The organism is Helicobacter sp. NHP19-003, from assembly GCF_019703305.1.
GTDB lineage: Bacteria > Campylobacterota > Campylobacteria > Campylobacterales > Helicobacteraceae > Helicobacter > Helicobacter gastrocanis.
On sequence record NZ_AP024814.1, the window covers coordinates 939,931 to 952,128 of the forward strand.

Here is a 12,198-nt window from a genome sequence, read left to right on the forward strand (position 1 = left end):
AGGGCACTTGTTTTGAAAGGTTGTGGTATGTTTTTTGGCAATAAGGACTTGGCAAAGCAGTTGGCAAATAAAGATGCAGAGATCAAGACTTTAGAGAAGAAGTTGGATTTTTACCAACAGCTCTTGGATTTGTGCAGCCATATGGGCTTCATCGGCATTAAAGATCATAAAATTGTGTTTAAAAACGGCGATGTCGTGGACTTAGTCGGGATCGACAGCAAAACCAGCGATCTTAGCACCCCCAACCAAGATTTTAGTTTGAATAACCGCTTGTATAAAACCAAGAGCAAGCACATTGATGACACGCTTTACCATTCCATTACAGAAACAATGGACTTGTTTACAGAGTGCGGCAAAAATCGCATTTTTAATCTCTACTACACGAGCATGTGTGAGGGGCTTGAGGGGCTTGAGGGCACAATGCAAGATATATTTAAAAGTACAGACGGCCTCACTAAGGCGGCTAAAGATGGGAGCCAACACTCTCAGGAGATGATCGAGAAGCTCACTAAAGCCAGCAGCAACATCAATAGTCTTTACGAGAAAATGCAAAACGCCACAACTTTAGCCGACTCGCTCAACCAACGCAGCAGCGAGATCACGCAGGTGATTTCTCTCATTGACGACATCGCCGAACAAACCAATTTATTAGCCCTAAATGCGGCCATTGAAGCCGCCAGGGCGGGCGAGCACGGACGGGGTTTTGCTGTGGTCGCCGATGAAGTGCGCAAGTTGGCCGAAAAAACCCAAAAAGCGACCAAAGAGATCGCCGTGGTGGTTAAATCCATGCAACAAGAAGCCAGCGACATCCAAACAAACACCCACGACACCAACGCCACCGCCGAAGTGATCAAAAACGATGTGGATGACATCAAAAGCATTGCCCAAACCAGCCTCATCGGCGCAGACGCTGCACAATATTCGATCGATAACCTAAACAACCTAGCCTTTTGCAGTTTAGCCAAGACCGACCATGTCGTTTACAAGGCAAATTTATACGGCGTGATCTTCAACATCCCCAACAACTTTAAAATTGTGGATGGGCACAATTGCCGCCTAGGCAAGTGGTATTACGAGGGCGATGGCAAGACACGCTTCAGCAACACGCCTAGCTACCGCTCCCTAGAGCCCTTCCACAACAGTTTGCACGACGACGCTAACCAGCTGGTGGATATGCTCAAAGACCGTGTTAGCGTAGCCTCAGAAACCGTTGAAAAATCCATTAGTGCGATCGAGCAGTGCTCTAAAAATGTCCGAGACACCATTGACAAAATGTTTGACGAAAAACAAAAAGAATTGAAGAAAGAGATTACAAATATTTTAGGACAACACCAGTAGTTGCCCAGCTATGCTTTTGAACTCAAGGCCTTAAAGCGGGCGGGCTTACATAGAGAGCGTCGCCTCTATCCCCCAAACTTGGCCGACTTTGCCTCTAACGACTATTTGGGCTTAGGCGGCCGCAAGGACTTATTGCAAAAAGCTTTTAATCTTTTGCAAGGGCAACACCCCCACGCCCCTAAGGCGTCTATGCTTGTGAATGGCTACCACCCTTTGCACCACGAGTTAGAGAGCTATTTATGCCAGCTCTTGGGCTTTGGGGCTTGCGTGTTGGTGGGGAGTGGGTTTTTAGGCAATGTGGCGCTGATCGAGGCTTTGGTGCGCCCTAATGATGTACTCTTCATGGATGCACACTACCACGCCAGCGGGCAGTTCATCGCCAAAAAATCCAAAAACACCATCTTTTTTCAACACAATGACTCTAAAGACTTGCAAGCTAAGTTAGCACAGCATAAACCTAAGGGGCGGGTTTTGATCGCCATTGAGGGGGTGTATTCTATGGATGGCCACATTGTGCCCCTAGAAATTTTAGAGTGTGCTAGAGAGCACAACGCTCATTTAATTTTAGACGAAGCCCACAGCTTAGGCACGATCGGGGCAAACTTAAAGGGGGTTTTAGAGCATTACAACCTCAAGCCCACAGAAACAACAATCATTTTGGGCACTTTTTCTAAAGCCTATGGAAGTTATGGGGCATTCATCGGGGCGAGCCCAGAAATTATAGACTTCTTATGCAACCGGGCTAAAAGCATCATTTACACCACAAGCCTATCCGTACTCGACACCGCTTTAAGTCTCGTGAATATGGAGGAGGTTTATCAAGACTCAAGCCCCTTTGTGGCGTTACTAGAGCAAATGCGTGGCTGTGTGGGGGGCTTTGGCTGGCAGACCAAGAGCTGTATTTTAACCTTGCCCTTTGCCAATATCCAAAGCTTGCTAGAAGCACAAGAGAATCTATTAAAAGAGGGGTTCATTTGCGGGGCAATCCGTCCCCCCACAACGGAAAAGCCCCTGCTGCGTGTGGGCTTGAACGTCCAACCCACAAACACTATGGGGCTTTTAAAAAACCTGTGTGGGCGTTTGCAAGAACTTATTTGCCGAAGCGGCCACCTGTAGTGGGGTAGCCATAAATAGAGCCGTCTTTGATTTTCATGTGGTCTTCCCAAGGCAATTTATATTTGCCTGCGGCTAGGTCTTTAATGTAGGTCAAGCCCGCATCGCTTTCCCCGCCCGGTTTAGCCACATATCCGCGGTGGCCTAGATTGTAGATGTTGTTTTCCAAGCCCCAGCTTAGGCGGGCATTGTCTGCCATTTTGGGGTAGATTTCGCCAGTAACGATCTCCCAAGGGTTGCGATGGCTCTGTACTAGAGTTGTACCATCGAAGTTACAGATTTGCCCTTCCCCGAAGTAGTAAAAGACATTGTCATAGCCGGCGAGATTCACGCTCACGGTGTACATCAAGTTGTGCCATGCGTTGGAGCGGTTGGTGAGAATCCATTGGTCATTGACTTGAGTGCTGTAACCTGAGATGCGGATATAGACATTGCACCCCTTGTAGGCAGCTTCCCTAGCGAGCTCAGGAATCATGCCATCGTGGCAGATACACACGGCGAGTTTTGAACCCCCAGGGCCTTCGCACACGGGCATGCCTAAATCCCCAGGGTACCAAGGTTCAATGGGATTCCACGGGAAGAGTTTGCGGTATTTTAGGATAATCTCGCCCTGGGGGTTGATAATGATGGCAGTGTTGTAAGGGTTCTTGTTGGCATCGGGGTTGCGTTCCATGACAGAAAACACCCCATAAACTTTGGCCTCTTTACACGCTTTGGCGTACATCTCGGTTTCTTTGCCCGGTACATCGAGTAAGAACTCCTCGCTAAGCCACTTAGCGGTGTTCAAGCCTTGCGTGCTGTATTCGGGGAAAATGATGAGCTCCACGCCCGGATAGCCTGCTTTAGTGGCGTGCAAAGTTCTAATGATGCTTTCAATGTTGTGATCAATGTCCTTGCGGCTATTCACAACGGGGACAGGGAACTGGATTGCAGCGACCAAAAAACCTTCAATGGGCTTACCCATACTTCCGATGCTTCCCATGAGATGCTCCTTTTGCTGTTGTTATTTTATTGTGTTTTGCAACACGGGGTATATGGTAGACTTGGAGCTTTAACGTTGGGTAAATGTGAAAAAAAGGGAGGATGGGGGGATATTATAAAGAGAGGCGATGCCTCCCTCCCCCATAGGCGTTACTTCTTGGCGATGTTGCGGATGTATTGATCGGCAAGATAAAGCCCATGGCCGCTCTCACCCATGAGTTTGATTTTGTCTAAGATGTTTTTAAACAAGACCTCTTCTTCGTGTTGCTCGGCAACATACCATTGCAAGAAATTAAAGGTTGCGTAGTCTTTGTGGGCGAGCATGTGGTCCACTAGGCTGTTGATGGAGTGGGTGATGTGCTGCTCGTGTTTATAAGCCTTTTCAAAGATTTCCACCAAACTTTTAAACTCATGTTCGGGGGCCTTAACTTCTTTTAGATGCACGCCCACTTCGTTTTCGTTGAGATAAGTGATGATTTTTGTCGCATGTGCATATTCATCGCTGGCGTGATCGAATAAGAACAACCCTGACCCATCAAAGCCATGGGTGTAGCACCAAGAGCTCATGCTCATGTAAAGATTGGCTGAGTAGAACTCGTCCATCACTTGTCCGTTGAGTAATTTCGCAGTTTCTTGAGGCAACATAAAAACTCCTTTTGTTGGTTTGTATCATTATTATAGCCTAAATGAGAAAATAAAGTCAAGATTTTTAGCCCCTAATTTCTCAAAATACCTAGAACTTTAAGAAATTATGAGTCTGGTTAGTCCATAGGCAATCAGAGCAAAGATATAAGCCACCGCTGTGGTGAAAACAAAGAGATAGACCACGAATTTAAAACCCCCTGCTTCCTTGCCAAAGGTGATGGTCGCCGCGAAACAAGGGATGTAAAACATGACAAAGACGATGAAAGCCAAGGCAGAGGGCAGGCTCACGCTCTGCTTTAGGGCGAGTTTAGGCTCTTTCTCCCCCGCATACAGCACCGCCAAAGTGGACACCACCACTTCCTTAGCCATAAATCCCGCAACTAAAGATACGGATAAACGCCAATCAAAATCCATTGGTTTAAACACCCCATCAATGCCCCGCCCGACTCGCCCCACAAAGCTATTTTCCAGGCCCTCTTTGTCTAGCTTTTCTTGCAAGCTTTGCAAGGCTTGCTCTTTGGCTTGGGGGCTTAAAGGACTTGCTTGTAGGTGCGTCTTAGCGGTGTTGTAGGGAGCTAAGTCGGGCTTGGGGTATTTGGAGGCAAACCAAATTAAAAGCGAGCCAGCCAAAATATAAGTCCCCGCCTTCTTGATATAAGAAAGGCTTTTGGTGTAAATGCCAAAGTAAAGCACTTTAGCACTTGGCATGCGGTATTTTGGCATTTCCATCACAAAGGACTCTTGTTTACCCCTAAAGATGCTCAAGTTTAAGAATTTTGCCATCAGCAAAGCCACCACAGCCCCCAAAACATAAATGGCAAAGAGCACGAGGCTGGCATATTTTTGGGGAAAGAACGAGCCGACAAAAAGGACATAAATGGGCAACCTTGCACTGCAACTCATAAAGCCGATGACAAATAAAGTGATGAGCCTTTCGTGCTGGTTTTGCAGGGTGCGGGTTGCCATGTAGGCAGGCACAGAACAGCCAAAGCCTGTAACAAGGGGGATAAAACTCTTGCCATGCAAGCCAAACTTATGCAAAATCCCATCGAGTAGAAAGGCTACACGGCTCATATACCCCGTGCCCTCCAAAAGTCCGATGCCTAGATACAAAATGGCAATGAGGGGCAGAAAGGACAGCACTGCCCCTACTCCCGCCACCACACCATCGCTCAGCATGGAGGCGATTTGCGGGTTAGAGATGTGCTCTTTTAAACTTTGGCTCAAAAAAGCAAAGAAACGATCCACCAAGTCCTGCCCCAATCCACCCACAAAAAAGCTTAAGACAAAGACAAGAAACATCAAACTTAAGAAAATAGGCAAGCCATAGTATTCGTGTAAAAAGAGACGGTCGAGTTTGCTGGTGGGGGTGGGCTTGGTTTGTCGACTCACTTCCTTGGCAAGTTGCTTGCAAAATTGCAAATCGGCTTGAGTGGGTTTTAGGTTTGGGTGGTCGGCACTTTTGGTGGGCTGGGGGGCGTTGTGTAAGTCAATGATGGCATCGAGCAAGGCGGTGATGTTGGTGCGTTTGTAGGCGGAGGTGGGGATGCAGGGGGCGTTTAGCTTTTGCTCTAAAGTGTCGGTGTCTATCTCTAGGCCTTCCTTTTGCGCTTCATCAAACATGTTTAAGGCGAGCAAGGTTTTGTGGGGCAACTTTAAAATTTGCATGCTTAGGGCTAAGTTGCGCTCTAAATTCGTGCAATCAAGGACATTTAAGATTAAATCGTAATGCTCGGTGTCTAAAAACTCTCTTGTGAGCTTTTCTTCTAGGGTGAAGCCACTTAGAGCGTAAATACCGGGTAGGTCTATGATGGTGATTTGTGTACCTTTATGGATGGTCTGCACTTGGGTTTTTTCAACCGTCACGCCCGCAAAATTGCCGACCTTTAAATGTGCTCCGCTGAGGGCATTGATGAGTGCACTTTTGCCAACATTAGGTTGCCCCACTAGGGCAACAATGATTTCTTGCATGGTTGACCTTAATGACTATGAAAATGAAAACCTAAATTATATCTAAAGTTTTGCTAAAATTGGAAATTCGGCGAAAGGATATCATGGAACAAGAATTTAGCGTAACAGAAATGGAGCGTTTGGATCACTTTTTAGCCACGCATTTAGGCGTGTCGTCTAACCAAGTTTTGCAATGCATCAAGGCGGGGTGTGTGCGTGTGAACTCTAAGGCTTGCAACAAGGGGGGGGTGAAGTTAAAAGCGGGTGATTTAGTGGGTTTTACTCCCCCAAAGGCACAAGCAAAGCCCCCTTGTACGCCTTTAGATTTTGAGGTGATTTATGAGGATGCGGACATTTTGGTGTTGAATAAACCGCCAAATTTGGTGGTGCACCCTGCTAAGGGTGTGTGTGCGCCGACTCTATTAGATCATCTAAGGGAAAAGGGCTACAGCTTGTCTAACTTAAACGGAGAGTTGCGCTGTGGGATCGTACACCGCTTAGACAAGGACACGAGCGGAGCGATCTTGGTGGCTAAAAACAACGCTACCCACGCCCACTTAGCCGAGCAACTAAAGAGCAAAGAAATGGGGCGCTACTACCTAGCCATTTTAAGCACCCCCTTAAACGCGCCCGCTAAGGTGGAGTGTAACTTAGGCAGACATCCCAAGAACCGCTTGAAGATGACAAACCTAAACGCCCTGCGCCAAGAGATCAAGGGGGGGAAGTGGTCTAAAAGTGTTTTTATGCCTCTTGCCACCAACCCCAAAGGGCAACAACTCATCGCCGTAAAGCTTTATAGCGGGCGCACACACCAAATCCGCGCGCATTTGGAGAGCCTAAACCGCCACATTGTGGGCGACCCCCTTTATGGACAAGCCGACAACTACAAAGGGCGGATTTTGCTCCACGCCTATTTGCTCTATTGCACACACCCTAGCACGAGTCAAAGATTGCTTTTTAAAGCCCAAATTTTGCCTGATATGCTAGAATACCTAGACATTAATTTTCAAGGGGTTTCGTGGGATGCACTTTTACAGGAATGCCATATTTTTGATTTGTTCAGGGCTGATTTTGAGTAATTGTGCCCACACCCGAAAAAACGACGCCTTGTCTTTCAACCAGCAACAAGAGACCACTAATGCGAGTTTGCCCATCGTACAAGGCATTCGAACCATCAACGATGTGGAGTCTGTGGGCTTTGAGTGGCAAGAGGTAACTAACCCGTCTTTGATTGATGGCTTTGCGATTTACCGCATGCAAAAGGACCAAACTTATAGACGAGTCGCCACGATCAAAAACCCCCTAGCCACGCACTACTACGACGATGGGCTGACCCCCCAGACTGATTACACCTACGAAATCGCCACTATTGGTAAGAATGGCGGGATTTCGCAAATGTCGGCGGCTATCCCCGTACACACTTCCTACATTAACCCCGTTGAAAAGGTCTTTGCCAGCCAAGCCAGCCCCCAAGAGATCAAAATCTTTTGGAGTCCGCATCCCAACCCCAGCATCGCCCGCTACATTGTGCAAAGAGAGAATGCTGATGGCAAGTTTTCTAACATCGGGGTGGTGAAAAACCGCCTGTATGTGGAGTATTTCGACAAAAATTTACCCAATGGAGCGAAACAACGCTACCGTGTGATTGCCGAAAACTTCGATGGGGCGAAGTCCCTACCCAGTGCTGTGGTGGAGGGGCAAACCAAGCCTTTGCCTCTGCCCCTATCTAATCTACAAGCCAGCACAGATCTAACCCGTAAGGTGGAGTTGTCGTGGAGTCCAACAAACCAAAGCGGCATTGTGGGCTACAAGGTCTACGCCACAAACAGCATAGACGGGCATTTTAAAAACATCGGCGAAACCAAAGAAACCCACTTTACAGACAATGTGGATATGGATGGGGCAAGTCGGTTTTATAAGGTCGTGGCAGTGGATCGCAGCGGTTTGGAGGGGGTCTTGCCCACTGAGGCAGCTAAGGGCATGACTTTGCCCCGTCCAACCACGCCCATCATCACCAAGGGTACGATTGAGGATGGGCAAGCGATCATTGAGTGGCAAGGTATAAACGATGGGCGGGTGAAATCCTACGCAGTTTATCGCTTTGATGGCAATTCTAATTCTAGTCCCTTGCGCTTTGGCAATTTAACCACTACCCAATTTATCGACAAGCACATGGCAAGTGGGCAAAAATACCGCTACCAAGTGGTGAGCATCGACAGCGCAGGGCTAGAGTCGCGCCCGAGCAAAGAAGTGGAATTGCGCCTAGACCGCTGATGCCCCATTTTTACACCAAAGACTTAGCCACGCCCCCCATGCCCTTTGAAGAGGAGGGCTTTAAATTTTGCTACGAGGCACAAAGTTTAAGAGACTCTAAAGTCAGCCTCATTTGCGTACAACACCGTCTTGGCGATTTTTGTTTGCTAAAAATCAAACAACAAGGGGGGGTTTTATGCAAGGGAGAGAAGTCCACCCGCCCCATCCCCGTGGGGATTTTGCAACACGCTCTGAAGATTTTAAGCCATTATGGCAAGGAAGTTAAGGGCAATTTAGCCTTGAGCCATTGCCCGAGTGGGGCGCATTTAGTGGATTTTAACAACTTCAATTTTGAGCGTTTTTACCTTGAAATCGGGTTTGGCTCGGGGCGTTTTTTGCTCCAAAAGGCGCAGGCAAACCCCAAAGAAGTTTACATCGGCTTAGAGGTGCATACCCCCTCCATCGAGCAAGTGTTGCGCCAAATCGAACTCTTGGGGCTTACAAATCTCTACATCGCCCGTGCCGATGCAAGAACAATTTTAGAGGTCTTGCCCCCAAATTGTGAGAGGTTAGACATACACTTCCCCGTGCCATGGCCCAAGCACCCAAATCGGCGCATTTTCACCCCCTACACTTTAGAAAACATGCTGGCTGTGTTGCGCCCACAGGGGGAGATTTGGTTAAGGACGGACAGCCTAGAGTATTTTAAGGCCAGCCTAGAGTTGGCCATAAGTGCCCCCACTTGCCACGCCACAATCGCCAAAAACGCCCCACAAGAAGGGGTGGTTAGCAAGTATGAAGCCCGTTGGGTGCGCCAAAAAAAAGACATTTACGACTTGCGCTTAAAACCCACAACCCCCAGCACACGCCCTAAATTGCCCTTGTTGTTGTCAGCCGGCCAAAACATTAAATACAAAGGGGTAAAGGCCGCTAGTTTATGGCAAGAAAAGCCCAAAATGGGGGAGAATTATTTTTTAAATATCCAAGATGTGCTAGAATACGGGCATTTATGGTTGCTTTCAGTGAGTTTAGGCGATGTGCGTTCCCCCTTAAATAAGGTCCTTTGTTGGGATCGCAAGGGGGGACTTGGAGTATGTGGGGGTGCACCTTTCAACACGAGGGCGCAACACCGTGCCCACGAAGCGTTGTGCGCCCTTTTACGGGAGGTTTAGTTTGGGTAGCATCATTTTTGCGCGGGATTTGTCCTTAGGCTATAAAAAAGACGAGTGGGTGATCAAGGGGGCGCATTTTAAGATCGAGCAGAAAGACTTTGTGTTCATCTCAGGGGCGAGTGGGAGCGGTAAAAGCACGCTGCTGCGCTCTTTGTATGGGGATTTACCCATTTTGGGAGGGGATTTAGAGGTGTGTAACATCAGTGTCAATCGGGCTTCTAAGGGTTTCATCAACGAGCTTAGGCGCAACATCGGGGTGGTGTTTCAAGATTATAAACTCATTGAAGAGTGGACGGTGGAGCAGAACATTAAACTCCCTATGATCATCAATGGCTATAAAAAAGAGGAGTGCAATATCCAAGCCGAGAAGCTTTTGGCGCATGTGGATTTGCTCTATAAATCTAACCGCTACCCTTTGGAGCTGAGTGGGGGGGAGCAACAAAGAGTTGCCATGGCTAGAGCCATCGCCCACAAGCCTTTTTTAATTTTAGCCGATGAGCCCACAGGCAATTTGGATGACTACTCTAGCGACATGATTTGGAGTTTGCTAAAGGGGGCGAACAAACAGTTAGACATCACCATTGTGGTCGTGACACACAGAATCCCTAGTAATTTTAATATCCCCTACCGCAAGCTTTATATCAAGGATGGAGAGGTGCATGAATACACTTAAGGAGCATTTGGCTTTTTTACTGCCCTTAATCGCCCTTCTGTTTAGCCTAGAGAGCATTTTATTCATACAGCGGGCTGTGCATATCCGAGAAGAAAAATTGTCTAAGAATTACGCCATCACTATTGTGAGCCACCAACGGCTGTCTTTGCAATTCATCCGCCAAAATATCCCAAGCAGTGCATCTTTAGACCTCATCAGCCCCGATGCGCTCTTAGAGCGGCTCAAGCAGAATTTAAGCCAAGCCAGCATTGCCAATCTTAAGAAGAATCTCCCCTTTTTTTATTCGCTCAAGTTGTCCTTGTTCCCCACCTTAGAGCAGTTACGCCAAATCAACCAAAGGCTTTTAAAAATCCCGGGCGTGGAAAAAGTAGAAGTCTTTAGCAAAACCCACGATCAAGAATACCGCCTATTGCTCTTACTCAAAAAGAACACTTTGATTTTCGCGTCCATTGTGGGTGTACTCTCTGTCTTGCTCTTAGTGAAGCAAATCAGCGTGTGGCATTTGCAATACGCCAAACGCATAGAGATCATGGATCTTTTGGGTGCACCCATGCGGATTAAAAACGGGTTTTTGTTTAGACTTGCCTTGATTGACTCGGCAATTGCAAGCGCAATGGTGTTTGTGGGGAGTTTGTATTTGTCGTTGCAGGACCGCTTTCAGACCATTGCCCAAGTGTTGGAGATCAATGGCCACTTGTTTGTGTGGCAAGAGGACACCTTGATCTTTTTGCTAACTTCGGTTGTGGTATCCTTAGTTTGTGTTTGGATTGTTGTCATCCAAAGGAGAGTGGCATGAAAACAAAAACGCTCTTAGGGCATTGTTTGATGCTATGGGTTTTAAACGGCCAGTCGGTTGCAGACATTGACAAAAACATCAGTTTGAATCAAAACAAGCTCAAAGCCACAGCCCTAGAAAAGAACAAGATCAGCAACCACTTAAGCAGCTTAGGCAACGCCATTAACCAAAAATACCGCCAAAGTCAAGAGATCTCTAGACAAATACAAAACATCCAAAGGGACATTGACAAGAACCAGGCCCAAAACCAAGCCCAAGAAAAATCCCTAGAAGAAAACCGCCTTTTTTTGGAGAGTTTGCAAAAGAGCCGCAGCAAAATCCAAGACTCAGTAACGGCTATTCTTTTAAAAGACATTTTATTTGTCATGCTCTTAGACAAGCAAGATTTAGCCACGACCGAAGACATCATGCTCCAAACCACCTTTAAGTACCTCAATCACGATTCACGCTCACGCCTAGCGAATTTAAACGCCCAAGAAGAGCAAATCAGCACACGAATCGCCCAAATTGTACGCAACATTGACCAAATGAGTGCAACCATCACCGCCCAAAAGGACCGCAAGCGCAATTTACAAAACATGGTCGCCACGCAACAAAAGTTGATTGAAAACATGCAAGCCGAGTTGGCCATCTACAATAAAAAGCTAGAGAATTTAGACAAGGAACGCAAGGGGCTAGACCAGCTCTTAGCGTCCTTAAACATTGTCAAGCAAAAGGAGCTAGAGCGCCAAAGACACCCCCAAAGAGAAGAGCCCCCCACGACTACAGGTGGTTTACAAGCCCCCCTAGAAGTGCGCCAAGTGGCGAGCTCTTATAGGGACATCACAACCATTGCCTACAATGGGCCAAAGACCATAGCCCCTTTAGCCAGCTATAAAATCGCACAAAAATTCGGCCCCTATTTTGATCCCGTGTATAAGCTCAAAGTCTTTAACGAGTCGGTAACTTTGATTTCTACCAAGCCTAACGCGGTGGTGCGTAGTGTTTTCGATGGGCGCGTGGTGTATGCTAAGGAAGTGCCGATTTTAAAAAAGGTCATCATCATAGAACATAAGGATGGCATGCACACCATTTACTCCCAGCTTGACAAAATCGCTCCCACAATTCGGCATGGCTTGAGGGTACAAAAGGGCTATGTGATCGGGCGTATAGATCAACGCTTGAGTTTTGAAGTGACTCTAAAAGACAAACACATCAACCCTTTGGAGATCATTGCCCGCACCCAATAATCCCTAAAATATAAAGAAAAACAAGGCTGTGCCGATTTAGGGGTAAAG

At 47.2% G+C, this 12,198-nt stretch carries 11 protein-coding genes; 8 read left to right on the plus strand and 3 right to left on the minus strand.

Going from position 1 to position 12,198, the window contains the following annotated elements; genetic code table 11:
- Positions 1-27: 27 nt before the first annotated feature.
- Entirely contained in the window at positions 28-1,338 is a 1,311-nt protein-coding gene (locus K6J72_RS04935; protein ID WP_221279029.1) for a methyl-accepting chemotaxis protein, read from the plus strand.
- Complete coding sequence (locus K6J72_RS04940; RefSeq protein ID WP_221279030.1) at positions 1,339-2,454, plus strand: aminotransferase class I/II-fold pyridoxal phosphate-dependent enzyme; 1,116 nt, start codon at positions 1,339-1,341, stop codon at positions 2,452-2,454.
- On the opposite strand, the gene K6J72_RS04945 is transcribed toward K6J72_RS04940, so the two are convergent.
- The 3 genes from K6J72_RS04945 to feoB form a co-directional block, all read right to left on the minus strand.
- The gene (locus tag K6J72_RS04945) at positions 2,429-3,433 is read right to left on the minus strand and encodes a formamidase (protein WP_221279031.1); all 1,005 of its coding nucleotides are present in this window, start codon (positions 3,431-3,433) and stop codon (positions 2,429-2,431) included. The two genes, K6J72_RS04940 and K6J72_RS04945, sit on opposite strands and share 26 nt — an antisense overlap.
- A gap of 149 nt (positions 3,434-3,582) precedes the next feature.
- Positions 3,583-4,077, minus strand: a complete 495-nt coding sequence (locus tag K6J72_RS04950; RefSeq protein ID WP_221279032.1) for a ferritin — start codon at positions 4,075-4,077, stop codon at positions 3,583-3,585.
- Positions 4,078-4,173: 96 nt separating this feature from the next.
- Positions 4,174-6,048 (minus strand): ferrous iron transport protein B, encoded by a 1,875-nt coding sequence (feoB, locus tag K6J72_RS04955; protein ID WP_221279033.1) that lies wholly within the window; start codon positions 6,046-6,048, stop codon positions 4,174-4,176.
- Positions 6,049-6,131: 83 nt separating this feature from the next.
- On the opposite strand from feoB, the gene K6J72_RS04960 reads away from it, so the two are divergent.
- Genes K6J72_RS04960 through K6J72_RS04985 form a run of 6 tightly spaced genes read left to right on the plus strand, consistent with a single transcriptional unit; the run spans position 6,132 to position 12,150 of the window.
- The gene (locus K6J72_RS04960) at positions 6,132-7,106 is read left to right on the plus strand and encodes an RluA family pseudouridine synthase (RefSeq protein WP_221279034.1); all 975 of its coding nucleotides are present in this window, start codon (positions 6,132-6,134) and stop codon (positions 7,104-7,106) included.
- Positions 7,051-8,301, plus strand: a complete 1,251-nt coding sequence (locus tag K6J72_RS04965; protein ID WP_260320514.1) for a fibronectin type III domain-containing protein — start codon at positions 7,051-7,053, stop codon at positions 8,299-8,301. The genes K6J72_RS04960 and K6J72_RS04965 overlap by 56 nt, the downstream gene beginning before the upstream one ends.
- Positions 8,301-9,452 (plus strand): tRNA (guanosine(46)-N7)-methyltransferase TrmB, encoded by a 1,152-nt coding sequence (gene trmB, locus K6J72_RS04970; protein ID WP_221279035.1) that lies wholly within the window; start codon positions 8,301-8,303, stop codon positions 9,450-9,452. Before K6J72_RS04965 ends, trmB begins: the two co-directional genes overlap by 1 nt.
- Before the next feature lies 1 nt (position 9,453).
- Positions 9,454-10,125: a cell division ATP-binding protein FtsE gene (locus K6J72_RS04975; protein WP_221279036.1), complete on the plus strand. Its 672-nt coding sequence runs from the start codon at positions 9,454-9,456 to the stop codon at positions 10,123-10,125.
- Positions 10,112-10,921 (plus strand): cell division FtsX domain-containing protein, encoded by an 810-nt coding sequence (locus K6J72_RS04980; RefSeq protein ID WP_221279037.1) that lies wholly within the window; start codon positions 10,112-10,114, stop codon positions 10,919-10,921. Before K6J72_RS04975 ends, K6J72_RS04980 begins: the two co-directional genes overlap by 14 nt.
- Before the next feature lie 29 nt (positions 10,922-10,950).
- Entirely contained in the window at positions 10,951-12,150 is a 1,200-nt protein-coding gene (locus K6J72_RS04985; protein ID WP_430886751.1) for a murein hydrolase activator EnvC family protein, read from the plus strand.
- The last annotated feature ends 48 nt before the right edge of the window (positions 12,151-12,198 follow it).

Bases quoted from the DNA above. Each gene is read 5' to 3' on its own strand.
- K6J72_RS04935 (WP_221279029.1), top strand. From the start codon at position 28: ATGTTTTTTGGCAATAAGGACTTGGCAAAGCAGTTGGCAAATAAAGAT.
- K6J72_RS04945 (WP_221279031.1), bottom strand. From the start codon at position 3,433: ATGGGAAGCATCGGAAGTATGGGTAAGCCCATTGAAGGTTTTTTGGTC.
- K6J72_RS04950 (WP_221279032.1), bottom strand. From the start codon at position 4,077: ATGTTGCCTCAAGAAACTGCGAAATTACTCAACGGACAAGTGATGGAC.
- feoB (WP_221279033.1), bottom strand. From the start codon at position 6,048: ATGCAAGAAATCATTGTTGCCCTAGTGGGGCAACCTAATGTTGGCAAA.
- K6J72_RS04960 (WP_221279034.1), top strand. From the start codon at position 6,132: ATGGAACAAGAATTTAGCGTAACAGAAATGGAGCGTTTGGATCACTTT.
- K6J72_RS04965 (WP_260320514.1), top strand. From the start codon at position 7,051: ATGCACTTTTACAGGAATGCCATATTTTTGATTTGTTCAGGGCTGATT.
- trmB (WP_221279035.1), top strand. From the start codon at position 8,301: ATGCCCCATTTTTACACCAAAGACTTAGCCACGCCCCCCATGCCCTTT.
- K6J72_RS04980 (WP_221279037.1), top strand. From the start codon at position 10,112: ATGAATACACTTAAGGAGCATTTGGCTTTTTTACTGCCCTTAATCGCC.
- K6J72_RS04985 (WP_430886751.1), top strand. From the start codon at position 10,951: ATGCTATGGGTTTTAAACGGCCAGTCGGTTGCAGACATTGACAAAAAC.